This window comes from Williamsia sp. Y853, assembly GCF_056786495.1.
This window is the reverse complement of the sequence record NZ_JBXCJC010000004.1, coordinates 655,932-680,951: the sequence shown is the minus strand read 5'-3', so window position 1 is coordinate 680,951 and position 25,020 is coordinate 655,932. Positions and strand designations below refer to the sequence as shown.

General features: G+C 63.6%; 21 protein-coding genes. 9 read left to right on the top strand and 12 right to left on the bottom strand.

Annotated features, from left to right (window positions below; translation table 11 throughout):
- Positions 1-14: 14 nt before the first annotated feature.
- The 6 genes from AC1TPF_RS23755 to AC1TPF_RS23730 are packed head-to-tail and all read left to right on the top strand — an operon-like array spanning position 15 to position 6,436.
- The gene (locus AC1TPF_RS23755; protein WP_482140238.1) at positions 15-515 is read left to right on the top strand and encodes a thiamine pyrophosphate-binding protein; all 501 of its coding nucleotides are present in this window, start codon (positions 15-17) and stop codon (positions 513-515) included.
- Entirely contained in the window at positions 512-1,141 is a 630-nt protein-coding gene (locus AC1TPF_RS23750; RefSeq protein WP_482140240.1) for a thiamine pyrophosphate-dependent enzyme, read from the top strand. Before AC1TPF_RS23755 ends, AC1TPF_RS23750 begins: the two co-directional genes overlap by 4 nt.
- Positions 1,128-2,666, top strand: a complete 1,539-nt coding sequence (locus AC1TPF_RS23745; protein WP_482145462.1) for a GMC family oxidoreductase — start codon at positions 1,128-1,130, stop codon at positions 2,664-2,666. The genes AC1TPF_RS23750 and AC1TPF_RS23745 overlap by 14 nt, the downstream gene beginning before the upstream one ends.
- On the top strand, positions 2,663-4,036 hold the full coding sequence (locus tag AC1TPF_RS23740) for an amidohydrolase family protein (RefSeq protein WP_482145461.1): 1,374 nt from the start codon (positions 2,663-2,665) through the stop codon (positions 4,034-4,036). The genes AC1TPF_RS23745 and AC1TPF_RS23740 overlap by 4 nt, the downstream gene beginning before the upstream one ends.
- The gene (locus AC1TPF_RS23735) at positions 4,023-4,943 is read left to right on the top strand and encodes an aromatic ring-hydroxylating dioxygenase subunit alpha (RefSeq protein ID WP_482145460.1); all 921 of its coding nucleotides are present in this window, start codon (positions 4,023-4,025) and stop codon (positions 4,941-4,943) included. The genes AC1TPF_RS23740 and AC1TPF_RS23735 overlap by 14 nt, the downstream gene beginning before the upstream one ends.
- Positions 4,940-6,436, top strand: coding sequence for an aldehyde dehydrogenase family protein (locus AC1TPF_RS23730; protein ID WP_482145459.1), 1,497 nt, complete (start codon positions 4,940-4,942; stop codon positions 6,434-6,436). The genes AC1TPF_RS23735 and AC1TPF_RS23730 overlap by 4 nt, the downstream gene beginning before the upstream one ends.
- Before the next feature lie 57 nt (positions 6,437-6,493).
- Here the strand turns inward: AC1TPF_RS23730 and AC1TPF_RS23725 are convergent, their stop codons facing one another.
- From AC1TPF_RS23725 to AC1TPF_RS23700, 6 genes are all read right to left on the bottom strand, one after another.
- Entirely contained in the window at positions 6,494-7,507 is a 1,014-nt protein-coding gene (locus AC1TPF_RS23725) for a glycoside hydrolase family 6 protein (RefSeq protein ID WP_482145458.1), read from the bottom strand.
- An 8-nt stretch (positions 7,508-7,515) separates the two neighbouring features.
- Positions 7,516-9,495 carry a radical copper oxidase GlxA gene (gene glxA / locus AC1TPF_RS23720; protein ID WP_482145457.1) on the bottom strand — a complete coding sequence of 660 codons (1,980 nt, stop codon included), beginning with the start codon at positions 9,493-9,495 and terminating at the stop codon, positions 7,516-7,518.
- The gene (locus tag AC1TPF_RS23715) at positions 9,492-11,168 is read right to left on the bottom strand and encodes a glycosyltransferase family 2 protein (protein ID WP_482145456.1); all 1,677 of its coding nucleotides are present in this window, start codon (positions 11,166-11,168) and stop codon (positions 9,492-9,494) included. Before AC1TPF_RS23715 ends, glxA begins: the two co-directional genes overlap by 4 nt.
- 503 nt (positions 11,169-11,671) lie before the next feature.
- Positions 11,672-12,547 carry an oxidoreductase gene (locus AC1TPF_RS23710; RefSeq protein WP_482140255.1) on the bottom strand — a complete coding sequence of 292 codons (876 nt, stop codon included), beginning with the start codon at positions 12,545-12,547 and terminating at the stop codon, positions 11,672-11,674.
- The gene (locus AC1TPF_RS23705) at positions 12,547-13,434 is read right to left on the bottom strand and encodes an oxidoreductase (protein WP_482140257.1); all 888 of its coding nucleotides are present in this window, start codon (positions 13,432-13,434) and stop codon (positions 12,547-12,549) included. The genes AC1TPF_RS23710 and AC1TPF_RS23705 overlap by 1 nt, the downstream gene beginning before the upstream one ends.
- 49 nt (positions 13,435-13,483) lie before the next feature.
- Complete coding sequence (locus AC1TPF_RS23700; RefSeq protein WP_482145455.1) at positions 13,484-15,217, bottom strand: adenylate/guanylate cyclase domain-containing protein; 1,734 nt, start codon at positions 15,215-15,217, stop codon at positions 13,484-13,486.
- 108 nt (positions 15,218-15,325) lie between these two features.
- Here AC1TPF_RS23700 and AC1TPF_RS23695 point away from each other — a divergent pair, with 108 nt between their 5' ends.
- Positions 15,326-15,961: a TetR/AcrR family transcriptional regulator gene (locus AC1TPF_RS23695; RefSeq protein ID WP_482145454.1), complete on the top strand. Its 636-nt coding sequence runs from the start codon at positions 15,326-15,328 to the stop codon at positions 15,959-15,961.
- Between the two features lie 46 nt (positions 15,962-16,007).
- Positions 16,008-16,931, top strand: coding sequence for an alpha/beta hydrolase (locus AC1TPF_RS23690; RefSeq protein WP_482145453.1), 924 nt, complete (start codon positions 16,008-16,010; stop codon positions 16,929-16,931).
- A gap of 140 nt (positions 16,932-17,071) precedes the next feature.
- On the opposite strand, the gene AC1TPF_RS23685 is transcribed toward AC1TPF_RS23690, so the two are convergent.
- Positions 17,072-17,623 carry a YceI family protein gene (locus AC1TPF_RS23685; RefSeq protein ID WP_482140265.1) on the bottom strand — a complete coding sequence of 184 codons (552 nt, stop codon included), beginning with the start codon at positions 17,621-17,623 and terminating at the stop codon, positions 17,072-17,074.
- 204 nt (positions 17,624-17,827) lie between these two features.
- Here AC1TPF_RS23685 and AC1TPF_RS23680 point away from each other — a divergent pair, with 204 nt between their 5' ends.
- Positions 17,828-19,447, top strand: a complete 1,620-nt coding sequence (locus tag AC1TPF_RS23680; RefSeq protein ID WP_482145571.1) for an FAD-dependent monooxygenase — start codon at positions 17,828-17,830, stop codon at positions 19,445-19,447.
- Between the two features lie 60 nt (positions 19,448-19,507).
- Here AC1TPF_RS23680 and AC1TPF_RS23675 read toward each other — a convergent pair whose 3' ends face one another.
- The 5 genes from AC1TPF_RS23675 to AC1TPF_RS23655 are packed head-to-tail and all read right to left on the bottom strand — an operon-like array spanning position 19,508 to position 25,019.
- Positions 19,508-21,286: a DUF222 domain-containing protein gene (locus AC1TPF_RS23675; RefSeq protein WP_482145452.1), complete on the bottom strand. Its 1,779-nt coding sequence runs from the start codon at positions 21,284-21,286 to the stop codon at positions 19,508-19,510.
- A 57-nt stretch (positions 21,287-21,343) separates the two neighbouring features.
- The gene (locus AC1TPF_RS23670) at positions 21,344-22,546 is read right to left on the bottom strand and encodes a vWA domain-containing protein (protein ID WP_482145570.1); all 1,203 of its coding nucleotides are present in this window, start codon (positions 22,544-22,546) and stop codon (positions 21,344-21,346) included.
- Positions 22,547-22,595: 49 nt separating this feature from the next.
- The gene (locus AC1TPF_RS23665) at positions 22,596-23,483 is read right to left on the bottom strand and encodes an AAA family ATPase (RefSeq protein WP_482145451.1); all 888 of its coding nucleotides are present in this window, start codon (positions 23,481-23,483) and stop codon (positions 22,596-22,598) included.
- 13 nt (positions 23,484-23,496) lie between these two features.
- Positions 23,497-24,105, bottom strand: coding sequence for a nucleotidyltransferase family protein (locus AC1TPF_RS23660; protein WP_482140271.1), 609 nt, complete (start codon positions 24,103-24,105; stop codon positions 23,497-23,499).
- Entirely contained in the window at positions 24,102-25,019 is a 918-nt protein-coding gene (locus AC1TPF_RS23655; RefSeq protein WP_482145569.1) for an XdhC family protein, read from the bottom strand. The genes AC1TPF_RS23660 and AC1TPF_RS23655 overlap by 4 nt, the downstream gene beginning before the upstream one ends.
- Position 25,020 lies beyond the last annotated feature (1 nt).

The window sequence follows — 25,020 nt, the reverse complement described above, 5'->3', positions numbered from 1 at the left end:
AGAAAAGGCTTGCCATGCAACAAAGCGCCGTAGACGCGGTGATCCGTGGCCTCAAGAAGGCCGGCGTGAGCACCGTCTGCTATCTCCCCGACTCCCTGTTCAAGGAGCTCTATCCGGCCCTGGACGCCGACCCCGACATCCGCACGATCCAGGTCACCAACGAGGGTGAGGGTGCCGCCATCTGCGGCGGCATCTTCCTCTCGGGCAAACGAGCCGCTCTGATCATGGAGAACTCGGGGCTGCGCGCCTCGGTGGAACCGCTCGCCCGCATGGGCCTGGGCGCCGGGATCCCGGTGATCATGCTCATGAGCTACCGCGGCGAACTCGGTGAGAACAACTGGTGGGCGGTCCCGCACGGCATCACGATGGAACCCATCCTCGATGCGCTGCGGATCCCTTACCGCATCGTGCGGGAAGAAGACCAGATCGAGCGGGCGATTCACGACGCCTTCGAATGGTCTTATGCGGCATACCATCATTCGGCAATTGCTCTGGGCGGAGGTCTGGTCCGATGAACGACTCGACAGCGAACATGACACGCTTCGATTGCATGAAGCTCCTCGCCGACAAACTGTCGGACGAACTGGTGATCGTCTCGCTCGGCGCCAGCGTGGACGAGTGGTACAACGCCGCACCCCACATGCGCAGCGCCAGCCTGTTTCAACAGCAACTCGGATGCGTCACCCCACAGGCATTCGGACTCGCGGTCGGCTTGCCACACCGGCGCATCATCTCCCTCGACACCGACGGTGGAATGCTCTTCAACCTCGGCATACTCGCAACACTTGCCAACGAACGTCCCCGCAATCTCTTCACCGTGGTGTGGGACAACGAGTGCTACCAGTCCATCGGGGGCCCACCGACGCACACCTCCAAGGGCATCGTGAGCATCGCGGCGATCGCCCGTGGCGCAGGCATCGAACACTCGTACACCGCAACAACTCTCGAAGAGTTCGAGCAGCACTGCGCGGCGGGGCTGGTGGCCGACGAGCCGTACGTCCTGGTTGCGAAGGTCTCGAGCGTGGTCGAGCCCGGGATCAAACGCAAGCACAGTGACGGCCGCGAAGACAAATACATCTTCGTCCGGCACGTGGAGGCCACCGAAGAGATCACCATCATGGGGCCCAGTGAACACAACTGAGACGTTCGACTACATCGTCGTCGGCGGCGGCTCCGCGGGATGTGTTCTGGCGTCCCGGCTCTCGGAAGATCCCGAGGTCACCGTGCTCCTGCTGGAATCCGGGCCGACCCACGACGGCCTCGCCGAGATCGACGAGCCGGGCGGCTGGGCGAGGTTGTTGTCCGGGAAATATGACTGGGGATATGCCTATTCACCCAACCCGAACCTCGACGGGCGCGCCATACCCATACCCCGCGGGCGGGTACTCGGCGGATCGAGCAGCATCAACGCCATGCTCTGGTATCGGGGACACCCCAGCGACTACGACATCTGGGAGGACAGCGGAGCGAAGGGGTGGAACTGGGAGTCGATGCTCCCCTACTTCCGCCGCTGCGAGGACTGGGAAGGCGGTGCGTCCGAATTACGCGGCAGCGCAGGACCACTGACCATCACCACGCCTGAAAACCCCCATCCGGTCGCCGAAGCGCTGCTCGGTGCCGCTGCGGAACTGGGTTTCCCGGTCCTGCACGACTCGAACGGCAAGGACGTCCACGGCGCCTCGCTCGCAAATCTGACGATCGCGAACGGTCGGCGGATGAGCACGGCCCGTGCGTATCTGGGGCCCGCGGAGCAGCGGACCAATCTGACCGTGCGGACGGGCTCTCACGTCGGGGCCCTCGAATTCGAAGGTGCACGTTGCTCCGGGGTGAGTCTTGGCGGAACCCTGGTTCGCGCCGAACGCGAAGTGATTCTGTCCGCCGGAGCGATCTCGAGTCCCCACCTGCTGTTGCTTGCCGGTATCGGCGAACCCGAACAACTGCGGGCGCACGGTATTCGGGTCCGAAGTGCCCTGCCGGGTGTGGGACAGAATCTGCAAGACCATCCACTGCTGATGGGTGTGAACTTCGCCGCCCGTCTGCCGTTGGGACCGGTGCGCGACAACGGCGGTGGTGCCATCCTGAACTGGTCCTCGACGCCGGAACAGGCGCTCCCCGACCTGCATGCCTTTGTCGTACAGGGACCACACGCGACGCCCGAAGTCGCTGCGAAGTACAGCCTTTCAACATCTGACAACGTGTTCGCGGTCTCGCCCGGCCTGATGCGCTCGCACAGTGTCGGACAGTTGACCCTACGGTCCGCCGACCCGGCAATCGCACCGGAGATCGATCCGCGGTATCTGTCCGACCCTCGTGACCTGGCGGCCTTGGTCGCCGGACTCGACACGATCATGGATCTGGCCGAGACCGCGCCCTACCGAGCACTGATCGAGCGACCGATCGCACCTGATCGTCGTCTCACCGGCGCCGAGCGCGCAGCGTTCGTGCGAATGAGTTGTTCGACGTTCTTCCACACGGCGGGCACCTGCGCGATGGGTACCGGCGCCGGAGCCGTGGTCGACCCCGAACTGCGGGTGTACGGGGTCGAGAACCTGCGCGTGGTGGATGCCTCGGTGATCCCCACATTGCCCTCGTGCAACACCAATGCCCCCGTCGTCGCGCTCGCCGAGCGCGCGGCAGATCTGATCGCCGGAAGGAACGCCGCATGAGCACTCTTCTCACCGCCGACGCCGTGGTCACCGTGGACGCCGCCCGCACCGTGATCCCCGATGGCGCGGTACTGGTGGACGGTAACCGGATCATCGCCGTCGGACCCACCGATCAGCTCACCGCCGAATATCCCGAGGCGCAGGTGACCGCGCTGCCCGGACGCCTCCTGATGCCCGGACTCATCAACTCGCACAGCCACTCCGGGCTGCTGCGCGGAACCGCCGAGGCGCTACCGGTCTGGGAATGGCTCCGCGTGCACATCGACCCCATGCACCGGGTCGTCACCGCCGCCGAAGCCGAGGCGGCGTCCTGGCTCTGTTACGCAGAAAGTGTGCTGGCGGGCACCACCACGGTCGTCGACATGTGGCGGCACATGCATGGCAGCGTCGCCGCCGCCACCGGGGTCGGGAACCGGCTTGTCACAGTCAATTACGTGGGCGCGCACCCCGACTTCGACTACTTCGACACCCTCGACGACAACGAGCAGCTGCTGCAACACAGTCAGGGTGCGGCGAACGGCCGGGTGTCGGTCTGGGTCGGACTCGAGCATGTCTTCTATGCCGACGCCGCCGGGCAGCGCCGGGCCATCGACATGGCACGGGACTACGACACCGGGTTCTACACACACTGCAGCGAATCCGAGATCGAGATCGCGGAGTTCGACAAGCGATACGCCAGTCGGCCCATGATGGCGCTGGAGCGACTCGGATTCTTCGACGTCCCGCGCACCATGCTCGCGCACGCGGTCTGGCTCGACGACGACGAGATCGCGTTGCTCGCCCAGCGTGGTGTCGCCGTGGTCCACAACCCGGTGAGCAACATGAAACTGGCGAGCGGCGTGGCACCGATCGAACGCCTACTTGCCGCCGGTGTGACCGTCGGGCTGGGTACCGACGGGGAGAAGGAGAACAACAACCTCGACATGTTCGAGGAGATGAAGGCCGCCTCCCTTCTCGCGAAACTCTCGAGTGGGGATGCCGCCGCCCTTGACAGCTGGAAGGTGATCGAGATGGCCACCATCAACGGTGCCCGTGGTCTCGGCCTGGACGCCGACATCGGCTCGCTGGAGCCGGGGAAGAAGGCCGATCTGATCGCCGTCCGCACCGACACCCCGCGAATGACCCCGTTCTTTCCCCATGGACCCTATTTCAACCTTCAGCACAACCTGGTCCACGCCGTGCGCGGCTCGGATGTGGACCTGACGATGATCGACGGTCAGGTGGTGGTGCGCGACGGACAGCTGGTGTCACAGGACCTGCCGGACATCATCGCCCGCGCACGGGGTGTCGTCCCTGGCCTGTTCAGACGGCGGGCCGACTGGCTCGCCGAGCACGACGATCTGGAAGGAGTCTTCGGTGCCCACGAATGACGATGTCCACAATAATGACGGCCGCAGCGACGACGGGCGCTGTGACGATCCGGTGGTTCTCGACCAGTGGTATGCGGTGTGCGCCCGCACCGAACTCGGTGACGGTGCCATCACCACACGTCTCCTCGGTGTCGAATTGATCTGCATGGCGGATGATCCCGATGTTCCACTGGTGCAGGCCGACGATGTCGAGCTGCCCGTCCGCCTGCGATACGGGTTCGTCTGGACCACGCTCGGCACCCCGGCCGGCGACATCTTCGATCTCCCCGAATCACTGGAACCCGATCGGCGCTACGTGCCTTGTGGATGGATCACGATGCGGACCTCACCCGGCCGGGTGGTGGAGAACTTCCTCGACATGGCGCATTTCCCGTTTGTGCATCCCGGGATCCTCGGCGGTGAATCGAATACCGAGGTGGCCAAGTACGAGTCGGAGATCCGTCGCGACACCGACGAGGTGTGGGCCACCAACTGCACGTTCTTCCAGCCTCAGGTCAGCGCGAGTTCCGAGGGCGCGTTCGCGCAGCTGTCCTACCGGGTGCCTGCGCCGTATCTGGTGGTGCTCTATCGGGTGTCACCGGCCGACCCGACCCGGCAGGACGCGATCGCTCTGTTCATCCAGCCGATCACCCAAACCCTGTGTCGTGCACAGCCTGTGATGTACCTGGTCGATCAGGAGGCCTCCTTCATCGATCTGCTCCACTTCGAGCAGACGATCTTCCTACAGGATCGCATCATCGTCGAGAATCAGCGTCCGCTGTTGCTCCCGCTCGATCCGCGCGACGAAATCCCCACCCGGGCAGACGGTTCATCCATCACCTATCGACGCTGGCTCAAGGCGAAGGGCCTGCGATACGGCGCCCTCCCCTTTCCACCCGCCCGCAGCCGCCGAGGAGCAGACGCATGAGCACCCCGACCACTATTCCTCGCCACAGTGTCGAGTTCCTGAGTACCTCACCCAAAGCACTGCTGATCGGCGGTGAATGGGTTCCGGCAGACAACGGCGTATTCGAGAGCCGCGACCCGGCCTCAGGTGAGCTACTCGCCGAGATCGGCTGTGCATCCGCCGCTGACGTCGACCAGGCAGTGCGCTCGGCCCGCGAGGCGTTGATCGGGCAGTGGGCCAAGTGCACCCCGACCGCACGCGGAAAACTGCTGTGGCGCTTGGCAGACCTGATCGATGAGCACGCCGACGAATTGGCCGAACTCGAGACCCTAGACCAGGGCAAGACGTGGGCCACGTCCCGCTTCGCCGAGATACCCTCGGCAGCAGAACAGTTCCGGTACTACGCCGGTTATGCGAACAAGATCTCGGGAACCACCATCAATCCGTCGATCACGTACCAGCCGGAGGGCCGGAAGGTGATGGCGCACACCGTACGCGAGCCCATCGGGGTCGTCGCGGCGATCGTGCCATGGAACTCTCCACTGTTGATGGCGGCGATGAAGCTCGCGCCTGCCCTGGCGGCCGGCTGCACCGTGGTGCTCAAACCCGCCGAAGACACCAGTCTCACCGCCATCCGACTCGGCGAATTGATTCTCGCCGCGGGCTTTCCGGCCGCAACGGTGAACATCGTCACCGGTGACGGCGAGGTCGGGCGAGCGCTGGCACAACACCCCGGTGTCGACAAGGTGACGTTCACCGGGTCCACCGAGGTCGGAAAGAAGCTGGTGGCAGGCGCCGGTGGCACAAACCTCACCCGGCTCACGCTGGAACTCGGTGGCAAATCACCGGTGGTCGTACTCGACGACGCCGACATGTCGATCACGGTCCCCGGTGTCGCCAGGGGCATCTTCGCCAATGCCGGACAGGTCTGTGTATCCGGTTCGCGGGTGTACGTCGCGCGCAACGCATATCAGGAACTTGTCGACGGTCTCGCGGCAGCGGCCTCGTCGATGCGGCTCGGTCACGGGCTCGACCCGGCCAGCGACCTCGGTCCACTCGTCAGCCGGGCGCACCGGGCGCGGGTTGCCGAGTACGTGGACGACGGCGTGGCCGGTGGAGCCGAAGTCATCACCGGCGGCACAGTCGTGTCCGGGGAAGGCAGCTTCTACCGGCCGACCGTGATCACCGGGGCCGGCCCGGACATCGCGCTGATGCGCGAGGAGATCTTCGGACCGGTGGTGGCGGTGACGGCGTTCGACGACATCGACGAGGTCCTCGGCTGGGCCAACGACACCGAATACGGACTCGCCGCCAGTGTGTGGACCCGCGACTTCAGTGCCGCACATCGACTGGCGGCGGACGTGCGGGCCGGAACGGTGTGGATCAACTGTCACTCGTACTTCTCACCCGAGTTACCCAAAGGTGGCCACAAGCAGTCCGGCTGGGGTGTGGAGAACGGCGCGGCCGGCCTCGACAACTACCTCGAGTCGAAGACGATCTGCATGATGGTGTGAGGGGGCGAGAGATCTCGGCTCACGGCAATCCGTGAAGCCAAGGGCAACCCGTGAAGCTCAGGGCAATTGGGTCACCAATAGGTTCCCGTCGAACTCGCCGGCCGGTTTGTCGCTGATCCCGCATTGTCCATCGGACTCACCAGGCACCTTCACGTACATTTCTTCGACCTTCGCATCCGGATCGAATGATCTGTCCGAGATCGTACCCAGAGTTTGCGTAGGCGGGTTGCACCACTCGGTTCCGGTGCCCTGCGCACCGTTGCGCGAGTTGTCGATCAACACGAAAAGATCAGCCCCGTACGCGCTTTGAACGTCGGCAGCGTACCGCTCGGTTTCCGCTTCCGGACGATAGTTCGCCACGTTCAGCGCGATACCCGGTATGTCGACGTTGTGCGCCGAAATCCGCTTGAGGAAGTCTGCCGTGTCCTGCGGGCTGCGCCACGTACTGTTACCCGCATCCACGTAGACCGCGGTATTCGTATTCGCGGTAAGGACTTTCAGCGCTGTCGCGAGCATCGAGACCCGGTCTTCGGCATCGGCCTCCGGTAGATCGGGCAGATGCGCCAGCGCGTCCGGCTCCAATACCATCACCGCGTCGCCCTGACCGATCACGCCGCTGATTCCCGAAATCCACTCGACGTACGAGGTGGACGAGGCGCTGCCGCCCTGCGAATGACCGCCGTCATCGCGTTGGGGAATGTTGTAGGCCACGAATACCGGCACCGATCCGTTCGCGGCGGACCGGACCAACACCTCACGAACGGTCTGCGCGGAGTCCTCGGAGTAGAGCCATACCGCCACCGGGGTCTCGATCAGATTCTTCAGGGACTGCTGTTTTTCCGCTGGGACATAGCCTTCCGCTGCCAACAGGTCGGCGGAATACCCCGGGTCGACCCGGACCGAATAGTCGGCACGCGCCGGTGCCGCACGCTCGGACGGCGTTGAACCCTCGACAGGATCACCTTCTGCCCCGCCGGTGCATCCCGTGACCAGCAGCACACCGATAGCCGACCCCACCACGATGACCCGGCGCACAGGCGACGCGAGGAGGTTTTCGATCAACGAGGACATTGCCTGATTCACTCGACCTGCACCCATTTCGCAATGCCGGGTACACCTGCGGTGTCATTGAAGAAAAGCATGTAGCTCCCCCTGGGCAGCAGGGCTCTTTCGGTCGGCAGCGTCACGGTGACATTGTTCCCGTCCTGGACGAATCCGACGTCGACAACCCGCTGATTGGTGTCGGTCACGTGCGTCGTCGCGGCCGGAAGGACCAACCTGGCAGATGCGATCGGCGCACGTGCCGTTCCCGGATCAAGCGTGAAGGTGCCGGACTTTCCCAGCGGCAGCTCAGTTGGACCATCGGTTATCGCGATACGCGACACCGACTTCCCATCCGGCCGGAAGAGATACGCCGGGGTATAGACCTCCAGTCGCTGTTCGAACTCGCCGGGCACGGAGTTGTCTTTGTCCGAGAACAGCGGATCGGATCCCATCGTCAGGATCTGCCCGTTCGGCAGGAGAATCGCAGATGAATGATAGTTACGGCCGACACCCGGATCGGCCATCGCCGTGAGCTCACCGCCTGGGCTCAGCACGTAGCTCTTGAGGATGTCGCTGTCGCCGCCGCCCCGATAGTCCCGGGAACCCCCGGTGATGAACACATCCCCCGAGGGCAGCGGAACCAGGCTCGGATACCTTGTGCCGTCCGCCAACTCGCCGAACGGCTCGAACCGGGGAGTTGGGTTCTTGAGGTCGATGACGTCAATTCTCTCCGTGGACAGCGGGGAGTTCCCGATGCCTCCGCCACCGACGACCACCAGCCGCTGGTCATTGACCGGCCCGATCCAGGTGGACGACCCGGTCTCGAGCTGATCTGGATCTCGAAGTCCGGGTACCGGCGCAAACGTGTTGTTCTTCAGATTCCACAGACCGGGCTCGCGGCCCGAGTCCGCAGGCCCCCAACCGGTTGACGGTCCGGCGAAGAACAGCACGTCATCACGTGCCGTCTGGAAGACTGCCGGGTAGGTCGGAAAGAACCTCTTCAAGTTGCCGCGCTCAGACCACAGTTTCGTGTTCGGATCGTATATCTCGTTCTGTCCGTCCAGGATTCGACCCGAGTTGTCGAGCCCGGACAGCGCGATGACGGTTCCGTTCGGCAACGTGGTCAGTGTCGGATACCAGCGGGCGTAGTTCATGTCCCCGACCCGCTCGTACTCTTCGGTGATCGGGTTGAACTCATAGGAGTACCGGGTGCCCTGGTACTCCTTCTTGTCCAGCGTCATCTTCGGGGCGAAGCCGTGCAGGTTGCGACGATCGGCCGCCGTCAGTCCTTCGAGTTCCACCCGGTAGGCCTCGCCTTGCAGCGACACTCCGGGCGCGCCTGCAATCACCGCTTCGACAAAAACATTTCGATCGGTCGGCGAGACCTTTCGACTCCGCGGATTCACCGTCGCCGCGGGCACAAGGACCTCGGAATCCGACCGATACTGCTTCCCGCTTGTCAGCCCCGTCAGCGTCGTCCCCTTCGGGACCACAAAAGACCTGCCGGGGGTCTCATTTCGGATGGTCACGTAGCCACCGGCGTTGGTGACGTCTTTCGCCGCTTTCTCGTAGCCTTGCGTTCCGCCTGCCACCAGCAGGTTGCCGTTCGCGAGATGTGCGTGGCCTGCGCAGAACATGTCCTCGGGAGTATTGACCTCTTTGATGTACCCATCGGACGGGTCGTAGACGACGGTGCTGAACTGCCCGGCTTCGAAACTTTCCCGGTCATTGCCCGAACCGGCTATCAGCAGTATTCGGCCCGAGGGGAGCAGCGCAGCGTGCACCGCATTGATCTTGTGATCGCCGGGCAGGGTGATGGTCTCCCATTTGCCGTGCCGAGCCTTGTACTCGTCGGAGTTGATGAGCCGGTGCTTGTTGACATTCTGGATCAACTCAGCCGCGGGCGGCGCAGAGAACCCGGCCAGCAAGAGCACCGCACCGACACCGATCGCCGTTCGCCAGTTGAGCACCGATGTGAGGCTCAGATTCAGTTTCCAGCCTGTGCGGGGAGTCAAGCGCTCACCGGCGTGCGAGCAGGCGTCTGGAGTTCACCGTCGGCGGGCACCGCGGCAGCCTGCGCTCTGGCGGTCGACAGACGCCAGATCACAATCGGCGATGCCGACAGCGCGGCCGCGGACAGCGGCCACAGTAGTGTCGCCGCATCGGCGTAGCCGTTGACACAAATGAGAGCGATCACGACCACATAGAACAGCAGCCAGATGATGTTGAGCCGGAAGGCGAACCAGGTATCCCGGTTGCTGTGCACACCTTTGGGTGTCACCTCGAAGCCGGTCTTTCGTCGGAGCACCATCTTGATCAACGCTGCGGCGTAGACCGGCGCGGTGACCACGCTCATGAACATTCCGTAGACACCCCACGACCGCCCGACCTCGTAGGGGCTGACGTTGTGACGCCGTGACGCGACGTAGACCGACATCTGGAGCACCGAGACCCAGCCGTAGAAGAGCAGCCAATCGTCCGGGGCGACGCCGGTCGCACTCACGCCGTAGATGGCGAACAGCATCGCATTGGCCGCACCCAGTAGCCACGTCACCGCCATCACCGGATAAAACGACATCAACAACAGGTAATGCACGATGCGCAGTGGGCTGCGCCGCATTCCCCACATCTGACGCAGAAATGGCCCGGCGAACATCTGTTCCAACGCTCCTCGCGCCCAACGGGTCTGCTGTTTGTAGAAGCTTCCCCAGGTGTCCGGGCCCTGTCCGTGGGCAAGGAGGTCGGGCGTGTACACGCCTTTCCACAGACGACCGGTTTGCGGGTTGGTTCGGCAGAGGACTTCGAAACTGGTGGCCATGTCTTCGGTGATCGAGGACTGGATGCCGTCGATCTGGCGCAACACATCGCTGCGGATTGCATAACTTGTGCCGACAAGCATCGGCGCCCAGTACGTGTTGGCGGCGGTCTGGATCAGGGCGTGGAACGGGAACTGCTGTGACTCGGCCAGTTTCGCGACAACATTGGACGTCGCATTTGCATAGGCCTGGGGACCCGAGACGTAGGCGATATCCGGGTCCTCGAAATAGCCGAGCATGCGATCACCGAACTCCGGGAGCGGAACATGGTCGGGATCCAATCCCATGATGACGTCGTAGTCGGGGAAACGGTCCGTGGTGCTCAACCAGTCGAACGCGGAATTGATGTTTCCGTACTTGGTTTTGGTCGAGAACTTTTCACCGGCGTGGTAACCAGGCATCCCGAGCCTGCTGAAGTGGTGGATCATGTTGCCGCTGACCTCGTCGTTGATCGACTCGATCAAGCGTGGAACCCGCTGCGGATCGTCCGGATCACCTTCATCGAGCACAAAGACATCGAAAGTGCCTGATTCCACACCATTTTCGTTCTGGACGTGGTGATCGATCAGTTTGGCCGCGCGCAGGGTTCCCGCCAGAACATCGATGTCCTCGCTGGCCGGAACAAAGGTGATGAACAGCGCCACGTTCAGACCGTCCCTGGGCCTGATCACGACCGGCTTCTTCACCAGGACCGTGGACGTGGCCAGCATGCAGGTGAGGATCATTCTCGAGGATTCGATGAGCAGCGAGATCGCGAGTAACACGAAGACGATAGGGCCGGCGACGGAAACCCGTTCGACAACCGGGGTCCCCGCGAAGGTGAGCCAGTAGATATACCCGACGCTCACGGTCAATGTGACGATCGTCAGCATCACGGCACCAAGACACCGAGCGCGACTATTCATGCTTTGAAGTCGTACGTGACCGTCGAAATCATCGGACGGCTCGCCCGCTATCCGACTCTTCTCGACAATCAAGTCCTCGAGGCGCATGGTCATGCTCCACCGAGAGAACGAAATCCCATCATCAAACCCCGCCCACAACGCACGAACCCCTGATTGCGAAAGCCCACCCCGCGGAAGAAACGCGCATGCAGAACTCCGAATGTCTTGGACGAGTTGATGTTCGAATCAGTAAGTTGTGAGCATCGCCGCTCGATTGCGTTCGCGCAACAGCACACATTTGACGATTCACCACACTTGATTGACCGTTAGGGTCAGTAGTGGAACCGACGATCCGATTCCGTCAATTGTTCAGTGGAACCAGCCCGATCCGAACCGTCTTTCTACACTCGACAATTCAGCAACATGTGACGGAGATCATACCTGCATCGCGGGTGAGATTAATGATCGCTCGCGGTCCGTCCGAGGCTCCTTCAGAGCGAATAGGTCACGCCGGTCAGCTTCTCCGACGCCGCCCAGAGTTGTGCCGCGAGCACGGAGTCCTTGGACAACGTCGTGGACGGCGATTCACCAACGGGCCCGCGCATGCCCATCAACCGCGTCGGTCCCCAATAGATACCCGGATCGGCATCGCGTGCAGTGGCGGCAAATATCGCCGACTGCGCGGCTTTACGCGGATGATGTCCCACCAGCCTGGTTGCCGGTTTGGCCAGCTTGTCGACAAAAGTCTCTGTGTGAGAGAACAATTCGGTCGACGAGACGCCAGGATGCACCGCGTAGGACCGCTTCGGTGACCCCGCCGCCTGCAATCGCCGCTGGAGTTCACGTGCGAACATCAGGTTGGCGAGTTTCGACTGCCCGTAGGCAACCGCACGCACGTACCGCCGGTTGTCGTAGTTGAGGTCGTCGACGTGCAGCGCAGGCGTCTGCCGGTGCGCGATGCTCGACACGGTGACCACACGGTCACTGACGCGGTCGAGCAGTTGGCCGGTGAGTGCGAAGTGACCGAGATGGTTGACGCCGAACTGCGTTTCGAAGCCGTCCACGGTGAGCCGGAACGGCGTGTTCATCACTCCGGCGTTGTTGATCAGAACATCGCACTCCCCGACCTGTTCGGCGAATGCGCGAACCGACGACAGATCCCCGAGATCAAGATGAGCCACCTCGAGGTCGCCACCGATCCGCTGCGCCAGCCGATCGGCCTTCGCGGTGTCACGGCAGGCCATGATCACTTTTGCGCCCTTGCCTGCCAAGGAGCTCGTGATGTGTTCACCGAGCCCACCGTTGGCGCCGGTGATCACAAACGTGCGGCCGGTCTGATCTGGTACGTCGTCCGCCGTCCACCCCATCAGTTCGAGGACGCCGGATCCACCGAGTAGGTCACGCCGGTCAGCGATTCCGACAGTTCCCAGAGTCCGGCGGCGACGAGTTCGTCGCGAGAACGCTTGTTACCCGTGGCCGGTCCCGGTGCGCCGCGTGACCCGCCGAGTTTGGTCGGGCCGTAGAAGCCGCCGGACCGTGCCTGGTCCGAGGTCGCGGCATACAGGCTGGGCAGGGCGCCGTCGGCAGCCGGCTGAGCCATCAGGTTTCCGATGACCATCAAGCGATCCCAGACCGATTCTGAGTGCCCCTGCAATCCGGTGGCGGCGTACCCGGGATGGGCCGCCATCGATTTGACCGATGACCCGGCGGCGGCGAGCCGCCGCGCGAGCTCGTACGAGAACAGCAGATTGGCCAGTTTCGACTGCCCGTAAGCCGGCCATCGCGAGTATGAGCGTTGCCGGTAATTGGGGTCCTCGAGGTCGATCTTGCCGATCTTGTGCATGGCTGATGACACGGTGACGACCCGGTCGGAGATCTTGGGCAGCAGCAGCCCCGTGAGCGCAAAATGCCCGAAGTGATTGGTACCCATCTGCATCTCGAAACCTTCGACCGTGCGCCGCAGCGGTATTGCCATGACGCCGGCGTTGTTGATCAGGACATCGATCGGACCGGTCCGTTCGGCGCACGCCCGAACACTGGCGAGATCGGCGAGATCGAGTTCGGTGATGGTGGCGTTGGCCCCGATCCGGGCGGCCACGGGTTCTGCTTTTGCCGTCGTCCGGCAGGCGAGGATCACGTTGGCACCCGCCGCTCCCAGCGCCAGGGCGGTTTGTTCACCCAGTCCGCTGTTCGCTCCCGTGATCAGGAACGTGCGTCCACTCTGATCACCGATATCCGTCGTGGTCCATGTCATCGCGTCAACCATTCCCCTCGTCGTTCGAGCATCGATGCGTACGTTTCTGCTATCTCCGGTCCCGCATTCCGAACAGTGACCGGGTTCCGTCGCCGAAGGCGCCGGACACCACGGTTGTCGGGATCTTGAATGCAGTGCCTATCAGTGATTTCAGGCTACGGCTCCCCTGCTCGCTGTCGACGGGAATCGTGTAAAGATCGGTCGGCACCGCGCGCCCCCGCAGCACCAGGGATCCGATCGAATCCCAGTGACCGTGTTCATCGTCGGAGTACTCGATTGCCGATCCGCTGGCCAGGACGTGCGCGCGAACCGATTTGGCGGCCTCGGACAAGCGGGCCGCCTCGTTCACCGCGTCCCCGATCACCGTGTACTCATAGCGTTTGACCGCACCGATGTTTCCGGCGAACACGGTCCCCGCCGAGACCCCGATCGAAAAGTGGAGTGGTCGAAGCACTTCGAGCTCTGCGTGGAGTTCGCGAGCAGCGGCCAGCGCGGCGCCCGCCGGGTCGGAGACCGCACTGGGCGCACCGAAGATCGCCAGCGCCGCATCACCCTCGAACTTGTTGATGAATCCGCTGTGCCGGTCCACCACCTCCGCGACGATGGCAAAAAAGCTGTTGAGCAGGGCCGCGACGGTCTCGGGCGCTTCTCGTTCCGCAAGCTTTGTCGACCCCTGGACATCGACGAAGATCACGCCGACGAATGTGTTCTCGCCATGAAAACCCGCACCCTGTTGCAGCGCCAGCTTCGCCACGCCGTCACCGACGTGCCGTTCGAACAGTTCCCTGATCTGCTCACGCTCGGCGAGCCCCGACACCATGTCGTTGAAGCCCTGCTGGAGGATTCCGAGTTCGGACGAGTCGTAGACATCCAGAACCGGATGCGACTGCCCGGCCTTCACCCGTTCCATCCCGCTGCGGATCTCGCCGAGCGGGTCGGTGATCGAACGTGACACGAGTACGGTCGCCCGGACACCGCCGACGAGACAGAAGACGGCAAGGACCACCGTCGGGACATCCACGACATATCTGCTCGCGGGGATCCACTCCGGCAACCGGCCGACGTTGATGGCGATGAGTCCCACCAGCGGGACAGCGCAGAACACGATCCACACCGCTATCAGACGTTCACGAACCCCGAGGATGGAGCGGCCGAGTACCCCGTCGCGCAACGCGATCGCCACGAGTGGCCGCGACACCCGTTCGACGAAGAGGTACGTCAGACAGGCGGCCGACGTCCCCGCCATCAGGAAGGCCGAACCGAACACCACGAACTCGACAGCGGTACCACCGAGTCCGAACGGGATGTAGATCAGCGCGCCGATCGCCCAGGTGAGCAACGTCGCACCCGCCTGTTGCAGCGGCATCATCTGGATCGATCTGCGCCGATCCGGTGACGCCGGAACGGCTTTCACGAACCACACGAGCTGCGGATACAACACGGCAGTGCTCACTGCACCGCCGAACAGCAAACCGATGACAACCGAACTGATCAGGACCGGAATGTTCGCCGCGTCGATCATGTCCGGCACACTCAATTCGCCGCCGGTCATCACCAACTGGATCATGACCACGGTCTCGAATGCGGCAGCCAGATTGCTGATCGCGATACCGATCAGCGCAAGGACCACAAAGCGGTTGGCCACATGCCGGCGACTGGCCGGACCATCCAGACTCGGATCGGGTACGTCGACGAAATAGTGGTCGATCCGATCATCGATTCGGCGAATGCTCTTGAAGGCGTCGGCCAGTCGCGAACGTCGGCTGGACTGGTGCGCCGCCAAGGTCCACCTTCTCTCGCCGCCGATCGCCAGACCACGGGCGCGGCCAGGTCTCGATCGAAGTTACCGCAACTATACATAAAGCAACTTGAGTTGCGTTAGAGTCGATAGGTGCGTCAGACCGGGTCTTCGGACCCCATTCCAGAGACGACATCACGGGTCCGGTCACACCGCCGCGGGGCGGCCGTCCGGGATGGCGTGATGTCGGCGGCCGTCAACGAGCTCCTCAAGGTCGGTCTCGACAAACTCACCATCGCCCAGATCGCGGATCGGGCGGGCGTCCACGTCACGTCCATCTATCGACGATGGAAGACCAAGGAAGAGCTGGTCACCGAGGCATTGGTCGATCAATTCGATCCCACGGTCATAGCGCCCGACACCGGTTCCCTGCGCGGGGATCTGATCTCTCTGACGATCGACCTCCACACCGCGCTGACCGATCCCCAGGTCAAAACCCTCTTGCGTCTGGTGGCCATGCCCATCGACGTCGGCCCACTCGTCGAACTGCAGCGCCGGATGACCCGAGCGCGAATCGAAATACTGGAATCGGTTTTCGCGCGCTCCGCCGACCGTGGAGAGGTCGACATCTCCACCCAACCCGACTACCCGCTGGTTCTCGAAGTGATCCACGCTCCGATCTACGCGCGCGTCCTGCTGACGAAGGAGCCGGTTGATCTGAAGTTCATCGAAGACCTCGTCGATGTACTCATGACCGGCTTCACTCCGCGTTGGCAAGCGACCAAATAACAGCTGCCGCCTGATGGCAGCACGACCCGACAATCACCGGAGCCTTGTGAAACTTTCACTGACTGATCTGTTCGAACCGGTGTCCGGTGATGATCGGTCGATCACACAGGCCTTCTACGAGACTCGGCCTGCCGGCGTCGGCCCGAATTCTCCAGAGGAAGTCCTTGTGGTGCGTGCCTCGAGGGCGACTGACCACACATCAACAACCCGAGCTGTTGTGCAGACGGTCGACATCGGCGGCCGAAGTGTGTCATTGCGCGTGATCACTCCGAAAGACAGGGAGGTGACCGGGGTCTATCTGTACATCCCGGGCGGCGGCTTCTACATGAGTTCAGCTGCCAGTGCGGATGCTCGGAACACAAGACTTGCGGATGCAGTCGGGGCGGTTGTGGTGTGCGTCGACTACCGACTCGCGCCCGAATCCCCTTGGCCGGCAGCGCCGGACGATTGTGAAGCGGCAGCTCTGTGGCTGCTTGGCGTCGCAGCCGAACGGTTCGGCACAACCCAGCTCGTCATAGGGGGTATGTCTGCGGGTTCGACCTTGGCCGCGACGACGCTGTTGCGCCTTCGCGAGCGAGGCCTTGCGATGTCATTTCTCGGCGCTGTCCTGGAGGCAGGCACCTATGACATGAGCGCCCAAACCCCTGCTGGGCGAACCATCGCCGACGAGTACTTCATCGAGGCGTACGTCGGCCATATCCGCGACCGCACGATTCCGGATATCTCTCCGACGTTCGGCGACCTGAACGACCTGCCGCCAACCCTCGTTGTGGTCGGGTCCGACGATGTGCTGCTGGCCGAGAACCTTGCAATGGTGGCTCGGTTGTCTGCGGCAGGCAACAATATCGACTTGCGCCTCTATCCCCATGTCCCCCATGGATTCGCCAACCATGCCACGCCCATCGGCCGCCGCGCTCTACTCGATATCGAAGCATGGCTCAGGCACCGCTTCGAGGTGTCGCCCCGCTGACAGAGCCGGGCCGACCGAATGCCAGCGGCGGCCCCGCGTCCGGGATCTTCCGGTCACAGGGCCGCCGCTTCGGGGAACCTGATGGCCGGTGATGGTCAGCCGATCAGGCGGTCGATATTGCTGCGCAGGTCAGTGCGAGACTAGGCAGTCTTGGCGGCTTCGATCTCCAGCGTGATGGTGATCTTGTCGCCGACAACGCTGCCGCCGGTCTCCAGGGGCATGTCGATGTTGATGCCGAAGTCCTTGCGGTTGAGGACAACCGAGGCCTCGAAGCCGGCAACCGGGCCGTTGCCCATACCGGGGTTGACACCGTTGAACTCGAGCTTGAGGGTGACCGGACGGGTCACGCCATGGAGGCTGAAGTCGCCGTCGACCAGGTAGTCATCGCCGTCGGCCTTGACCGCCGTCGAGGTGAAGGTCGCGGTCGGGTACTTCTCGACCTCGAAGAAGTCTGCCGAGCGGATGTGGCCGTCGCGGCCTTCGTTTCCGGTGTTGATCGATGCGACGTCGATCTCGGCGGTGACCGACGGGACGCCGTTCTCGTCGACGGTGATGGCTCCCGAGAAGGTCTCGAAGTTTCCGCGAACCTTGCTCACCATGAGATGGCGAACGGAGAAGGCGACGGCCGAGTGGGTCGGATCGATGGTCCAGGTGCCGGTGCCGAGATCTGTGGTGGTGATGGTGGCGCTCATGTGGTTCTCCTTGAAAGTCTGGTGACTGGGGCTACATACGATCTAACCGGACTATGGTCCGATTCATTCCGTTTGGGTGGAAGTCGCTCGGTCGGCAACTCCTGACCTGCGACGACGGGAACCGAATGTGACCGAATGCACCGCAACGAGCGGACCGCGGCGGCACAATGCGAGCAGACGCAGCATCAGAAGGGTGGCCCACGGGTGTTCGATACAGACGTTTTGATAGCCGGAGCCGGTCCGATCGGCCTGACCACAGCGATCGAGCTCCGGCGGCGCGGGATCCGCTGCCGAATTGTTGATCCACTCCCCGAGCCCCCGCAATACGCGAAGGCCGTCGGCGTCCAGCCCCGCACGCTCGAGGTATTCGAGGGGATGGGTGTGCTGCGCCAGATCCTCGACGCGTCGATCCAGATGCGTGGGCAGGTCGTCTACGTCAACGGCATCGAAGTGTCCCGAATCGACCTTGCCCTGCCTGCCGATGTGCCCTTCGGTTTCGCGTCCATCCCCCAGTACGAGACCGAGCGCATCCTCCGCGACCGCCTCGCGACGCTGGATCTGCCGATCGAACGCGGAACCTCGCTGTCACGTTTCGACCAGGACGACAAAGAGGTCACTGCAGTGCTGGCCGGCCCCGACGGCGAGGAGATCGTCACCGCGCAGTACCTGGTGGGCTGCGACGGTGCCCACAGCATCACCCGCAAAACACTCGGATTGACGTTCGAGGGCGCGGCATTCGAGGAGCAGTACATGCTCGGCGACGTCGAGGTCGACTGGGTGCAGCCGCCCGGGTACGGGGTGCGGGTGATGCACCAGACCGAAGGCACCACCGACGACCTACTCGTCTGCATCCCACTTCCCGGTCGCGGACGTTACCGGATGTCGATGCTTGTTCCCGACGACCTGGCCGCGGTGAAGCCCGCCGATGCCGGTGCGATCGCGCACGGTTTCGAGTCCGGCCCCAAACCCGACCTCGCGCACATTCAGGCCGTACTCGACCGTCTCTCCCCCGAACCCACGACGGCAAAGAACCTCCGGTGGGCATCGGTGTTCCGGATCAGTCACCGAATCGTCGACTCGTACGGACGCGACCGGGTCTTTGTGGCCGGCGACGCCGCACACATCCATCCGCCAACCGGGGCGCAAGGGATGAACACCGGCGTGCAGGACGCGCACAATCTGGCATGGAAACTCGCCCTCGCCGTCAACGGCAACGCATCGGACGGCCTGCTGTCGAGCTATGACGCCGAACGCCGACCGGTCGGCGAGGAGGTTGTCGATCGCACCGTGCGCAACGCCAAGGAAGGGATCGGCGCCGGCGAGACCAGCCCCGAGCAGGCGATGCTCCGGGAGGCCCAACTCCTCATCGACTATGCCGGCAGCCCGATCGTCGGATCCCCTGCCGCCGAGGGATCGCTGATCGCTCCGGGCGTGCGCGCACCGGATGCCACCGGCCTGTCCCGCGAGATCGTGACCGATCCGTTCCGACTGTTCTCACTGTTCGGTCGCCTGCGGCACACCGCGATCATCTACCTCAGCGAGCCGGCCGATGTCGCCGAACTCGTGGATCTCGAGTCCGTTGCGGCAGCCGCGCAGACGGCCACTCACGGTGAACTCGATGTGTACATCATTGCCGCGGCGGCCGCGGCCATCGGAACGACCATCCTGCCCGTCATCCGCGACGACTCCGGAAACTTCGCGAAAGCTTATGGCGCCGAAAATCATTCCATTTTCATAGTCCGACCCGACGGATATCTGGGTTACAGCAGCGACGCCGTCGCCGAAGACACCGTCCTCGAGTTCCTCGAGAAGACGTTCCGGTAGCTCTCAGGAACGGACAGCGCTCAGGAACCGTCCGGCGAAATCGTTCTCGTGGGAAGACATCTAGAAGGCCGGTGGTGGTTCGTTCCTTCCTCGTTCGTCGCCGAGTGCTTGGCGGTGGGCGGCTTCCCGTTCACGTTGCCGACGGTTGGCGAGTCGTTCGTGTTGACGGCGTGCATGTTTGGCAGCGGTGCGTGGCTGCTGCCTCGACGGTGATGTTGGCGGTGATGCTTTCGGTGATCCGCGTTGGTTGTCGAAGACGATCAACCTCAACATTGGGAACAGGTCGTCACCAGTCCAGGCCGGTCCGTGGTAGTGACGCCCTTCGGGTGTGGTGAAGATCAGCCGGGTCCGCCCGGTCCTGGGATCGGGGTATTGATCATCAAGCCAGTCACTGTAGGTCTTGAGTTGATGGTGAAAACGGCACAGCGTCTTCATCTCTGACGGATGGGTGCAGCCACCGGTCTCGGGATTGTGGTGGTTGTACTCGCGGGTGTGGTCGAGGTCGGCGCCCCAGGCCTTGTGCTCACAGCCAGGCCACATGCAGTAGACGTCCCGAATCCGGAGGTAGTTGTCGAAAACCACTGATGGCCGGTAGCTGTCGCCGGGTTGGGTTGATGGCATCGGAACCACTTGTGGAAAAGGCGCTTCGGTCACATCTGCCGCGCGTGCGCCCTCGTCGACGTCCGGGTCCACCGGAGCCCGCATGTACGCGGGGCGGTGCGGCGGCTGGGAATTTGGCTCGCCATCCGGCCCGGGCCGAGGCTCCGGTTGCCGCTCTCGTGCCGGTTCCGCTTGCGCGGGTCCAGGATCTGCCGAACAATGTTGTGCGGGTTCGGGTTCGGCAAACTCGAATTTGTTGCCCATCGGCCGCTTGATCGTCTCCGGCCGGTCTGCGATATCGCGGACATGGTCGCCAGAAATCACCCCATGCCCGTCGAGGAAGCCCGGGTTGTCGGCGGTGCCCTCGAGAGTGGCCTGGTCAGCGATCACATGCATAACGATCTTCACATCCACACCGGAGATGACCTGATCGGCCGGAACCGTGACGATCTCAGCAGTGCACGGATGTTTGGGATCATTCGGGCATTGGCAGTAGAACTCGCGGGCCATCACCGTGGCGAATAGGGCATCGGCCATCCGATCGGCTTTGCGGCGTGGGTCAGCTTTGCACGTGGACATGGCGAGCTTTTCGAGCCGGGCCATGATCATCGTCACTTCTTCGGCGGTGCCGTGTGCATCGAGGACCGCCATTCCGTGGTCGGCATTCGAGCCCCACACTCCACGATTCCTTTTCGCATCTTCACGGTTATTGCGCACCAGATCCGGGTCACGACGGAAGATGGTGGCATCGACCATGTCTCGCATCCGGGACTTCGACCAGGACCCGCACCGGCCCAGGTGCTCGGCGATCTCACGGTCGATATCGGCCATATGCTCGGACCCTTCGACCAACTCGGTCCGCGAGATGATGTCGGGGATATGGTGCGCGGCAACACGTCCGGCCTTCAACAACGCATTGACCTTGGGCAGGCGATCCCGCAACGCCAACCCCCGGTTGATCTGCAACTCGGCCGTCCGCTGGGTCAACCCCTGGGCGAGACCCAGTCTCGCCGCGCATTGCGTGAACGGATCCAGTACCCGCAACTCCGGCTCGGTCCCGACAGTTGGCTCCACCAGCTGCCGATGAACCATCGCCGCAGCGGCATATCGCTCCCACTCCATGCGACTTTGCTGGGCCATCGCCAGCTCGGTGTTACGCAGCAACTCATTGGTGCGCAGCAGATAGACGGGACCAATTTCATCGCCCCCACCTGCATCTTCGATCTCCCCCTCGAACATACATCCGAGTCTAAACCAGCGGTCCGACAAGCGATTTCTGCTGCAAAGACCCGGAGGTCAGAAGGCTGTGCCGCGGTTCGCCAGTTCCTCCAGCAGCAGGAACAGTTCGCGCAATTCAGCGAGGGTCCGTCCCGAAACCAGGGCGTCGCAGAACGGTAGCGCCGCGGCCATCGCACCGGCCTTCGGTTCGTAATCCGGCTCTCCTGCACGAGGATTGATCCAGACAACCCGCCAGGCCCGGCGCGCGATCCTGGACATCGCCCGCGAAACAACGTCCGGGTCGTCGCTGTCCCAGCCGTCAGAGGCGATCACCACCAATGACCCCCGCAGGCAATGCCCAGCCGGCGATGCCACTAGTTCGGCCAGGCTGTGACCGAGCCGAGTCCCCCCGAATCGGTCGGCTACCTTGGCATTCACCTTCGCAACGGCAGCTTCCGGCGACCGGTGGGCAAGGATCGCCGTCAGTTTTGTCAACGACGTCGCGAACGCGAACACCTCGGGCCGGATCATCGAACGCCGGTCGACCGCGGCCCGCATCAGGTGCAGATACGTCGTCGTATACGGCTGCATGGAACCACTGACGTCACAGACGAAGACAACCCGGCGCCGACGCATACGCGGCCGTCGGCGAACCAGGACTGCGACCTCGAATCCGGTTCGGCGAGAATGGTTCATCGTCGCCCGGAAGTCGACGGCCGGGCCCCGGCGACCGTACTCGCGGCGCCGAGATCTCCGGCGGGGCCAGCGAGCCACCGCATGTTCCAGCCAGGCACCGAGCACCCGCAGGTCATCGGCGTCGAACGATTCGAACGGCTCGTCGACCCTGGCCACCAGGCGACTGGGCAGCAGGTCGGGCAATACCGCACCGTCCGGCGTCGATCCGGTTGCGCCCACAACCGTGCGTCGTGTGGCCCAGGGTAAACCGGCGGCCTCATCGTCCGACCGTCCCGGATGTGGCCCACCGGGGTCGGGTACAGATGGACTGACGCCGGAGCGCGGAGCGGCTCTACCCGGCGGATCGAGCCCGAGCCCGGAATCGGCGAACACCGCATCGAACACGGCATCAAAGGCCGCCAGGTCGTCCACCCGGTCGACCAGCGTCAGACGGGCCGCCCAATACAGCTCGGTTCTGGTGTGGGGTGCCAAGTGGCGCAACGCTTCTACGAACGCGGCCGGACCACCTGCCGACACGGCAACGCCGCCACGACGCAGCCGGGCGTCGACGGCAACGGCAAACGCCGCGAGGTCGACGCCGCGCATCAACGTGACAGTTCTCCCCGCCGCAGCGCTCACGTCCGATGTCGCCTTCTCACCCTGTGCTCAACCCACCCGCGAACTCCACAAACGCCTCGTGCACGGCGATACGGTCGTCGGGGGTCTTGGCGAGCGCGCTGAGGGCCGCCGACGCGTCGTCGGCGACCAGATCGCCGACACCGAGTACCACGAGCGCCGCCAGCCAGTCGATCGTCTCGGAGATGCCGGGGGGTTTGTCCAGATCGAGCACACGCGCCCGGGAAACGAACCGGGTTGCCTGATCGATCAGTGCCGCAGTGGCTCCCGGTACGGTCCGACGGACGATCGCCACCGCGCGTGCCGGCGGTGGAAAGTCGATCCAATGGTAGAGACAGCGGCGACGGAGAGCGTCGTGAAGGTCGCGGCTGCGGTTGGATGTCAACACCACGATCGGTGGAGTCGGGGCAACAAAAGTGCCCAATTCAGGAACCGTGACCGCCGCCTCGCCGAGGAACTCCAAGAGCAGGGCCTCGAATTCATCGTCGGCGCGGTCAATCTCGTCAATCAGCAAGACCGGAGGCGTCGCGCCGTGGTGTCGGACGCAATGCAGGATCGGACGGTCGATCAGATAGGCCTCGGTGAACAGATCCGATTCGGAGATGTCGGTCCCCCGCGATTCGGCAAGTCTGATGCTGAGCAACTGACGCTGGTAATTCCAGTCGTAGAGCGCCTCGTTCGCGGTCAGCCCTTCGTAGCACTGCAACCGCACCAGAGGTGCCCCGAGCACCAGTGCCAGAGTCTTTGCCGCGGTTGTCTTGCCGACTCCCGGTTCACCTTCGAGCAACAGCGGCCGGCCCATGGTCGTGGCCAGATAGATGGCGGTCGCGGTACCGACGTCCAGCAGGTGGTCGTGCGCATCGAACCGGCGAACCACGTCGGCGGTATCGGTGAATCCCCCCGTCATGTCTGTGCCCCTGTCATGTCTGCGCCGCGGACAGCAGGTCGATGTAGTCGTCCCAGGTGTCGACATCGGGCGGGACCGGGGTGTCGACCTCCAGAGTTGCGGTGTCGTAACGCCCGGACGCGATGAGTTTCCACAAACCCTTGTCGCCTCGGAGTCGCGCAAGGGCCGCAAAGACGCTGCGGTCCAACCAGAACGGATGCCCGGCATGACCGCGATATCGCGTGACCACGATCTTCGCCGGTACGCCCGGACCGGCGTCCACCTGCGATATCAGGCGATGGACCGTCGCTGCCTCGATCCCGGGCTGATCACCGAGAAACAGGATCAGACCTGCGGCACCCTGGTCCACCGCCCCGACCGCTGCCCGTAGGGACGCTCCGCAGCCGAAACCACTGTCCTCGACGTCCACCGCATCGACGCCACCGAGGTCGACACGCTCACGTACCGCATCGGCTTCGTTGCCGAGTGCCACGACGATCTGATCGAACCCACACCCGCGAACCATGTCGATCGTGGCCCCGAGAAGTGTTGTCTCCCGGTACGGCAGAAGCTGTTTGGGCACGCCGAGTCTTCGGGAGGAACCGGCGGCCAGTACCACCGCCGTTTGCCGACCACGTGTCATGGGGATCCGATCGCCGACAGGTACGAATCGCGGCAACCGGTACCGCAGAACCAGTGATCGGCACCATCGACCGCTGCCTGCACCGCGTCGGGCCCGACGGTCACGCTCATCCCGCACACCGGGTCCACGGCCTCTCGCGCCACGGCAGTCGGCCGGGGCACGGACGCGATACCGCCCCCACGGCGGGCGGTGATGAGTTCGGCCACGATCGACACCGCGATCTCTGCCGAGGTCTTGGCACCGATGTCGAGACCGACCGGTGTGTGGATGCGGGGGCGCTCGGCGGCGGTGGGCGCGACCTCCGCAAGAACCGACGCCCCGCGAATTCGGCTCGCCACCAACCCGATGTAATCGACGCCGGCGTCGAGGGCAGACCGGATCATCGCGGCCTCGGCGCCACCGTGGCTGGCGATCACCACCGCGGCGGTTTCGGCCAATGCACTGTCGGCATCAGTCGATTCGTCATCAGTGGCCGTATGGCTCTGCCCGGTCTGATCGACCTCGAAACCGACGAGTTCGCACAGTTGGGACAGCGCTTGGGCAATCGGTGCCGATCCGCAGATCCGGATGAGTGGACTCGGTATCTGTGGTTCGAGGAATATCTCCAGGGCGCCGCCGGACAGGCACGGATTCACCACAACCGATGCACCTGCGGCCTCAGGAAAATGCAGGTCACCGTCAGGCAGTACCCGCAGCAGAACACTTTCGCCGCCCTGCAGTGCCCCGAGCGCGGCCCGGCGCACCGAGTTCTGAGCACACTGCCCCCCGACAAAACCTTCGATTGTGCCGTCGGACAGAAGAATTGCCTCATCTCCTGCCTGCGCCGATGTCGGTTGACCGGCACGCACCACGGTCGCATGCACAAACGGCGTACGCCGGGACAACAATTGCCGGACGCGTTCGTCCACCGTGATC

Coding starts and splice junctions, on each gene's coding strand:
- AC1TPF_RS23755 (WP_482140238.1), top strand. CDS start 15: ATGCAACAAAGCGCCGTAGACGCGGTGATCCGTGGCCTCAAGAAGGCC.
- AC1TPF_RS23750 (WP_482140240.1), top strand. CDS start 512: ATGAACGACTCGACAGCGAACATGACACGCTTCGATTGCATGAAGCTC.
- AC1TPF_RS23740 (WP_482145461.1), top strand. CDS start 2,663: ATGAGCACTCTTCTCACCGCCGACGCCGTGGTCACCGTGGACGCCGCC.
- AC1TPF_RS23730 (WP_482145459.1), top strand. CDS start 4,940: ATGAGCACCCCGACCACTATTCCTCGCCACAGTGTCGAGTTCCTGAGT.
- AC1TPF_RS23725 (WP_482145458.1), bottom strand. CDS start 7,507: ATGTCCTCGTTGATCGAAAACCTCCTCGCGTCGCCTGTGCGCCGGGTC.
- AC1TPF_RS23715 (WP_482145456.1), bottom strand. CDS start 11,168: ATGCTGACGATCGTCACATTGACCGTGAGCGTCGGGTATATCTACTGG.
- AC1TPF_RS23710 (WP_482140255.1), bottom strand. CDS start 12,547: ATGGGGTGGACGGCGGACGACGTACCAGATCAGACCGGCCGCACGTTT.
- AC1TPF_RS23705 (WP_482140257.1), bottom strand. CDS start 13,434: ATGACATGGACCACGACGGATATCGGTGATCAGAGTGGACGCACGTTC.
- AC1TPF_RS23685 (WP_482140265.1), bottom strand. CDS start 17,623: ATGAGCGCCACCATCACCACCACAGATCTCGGCACCGGCACCTGGACC.
- AC1TPF_RS23675 (WP_482145452.1), bottom strand. CDS start 21,286: ATGTTCGAGGGGGAGATCGAAGATGCAGGTGGGGGCGATGAAATTGGT.
- AC1TPF_RS23670 (WP_482145570.1), bottom strand. CDS start 22,546: ATGCGCGGCGTCGACCTCGCGGCGTTTGCCGTTGCCGTCGACGCCCGG.
- AC1TPF_RS23665 (WP_482145451.1), bottom strand. CDS start 23,483: ATGACGGGGGGATTCACCGATACCGCCGACGTGGTTCGCCGGTTCGAT.
- AC1TPF_RS23660 (WP_482140271.1), bottom strand. CDS start 24,105: ATGACACGTGGTCGGCAAACGGCGGTGGTACTGGCCGCCGGTTCCTCC.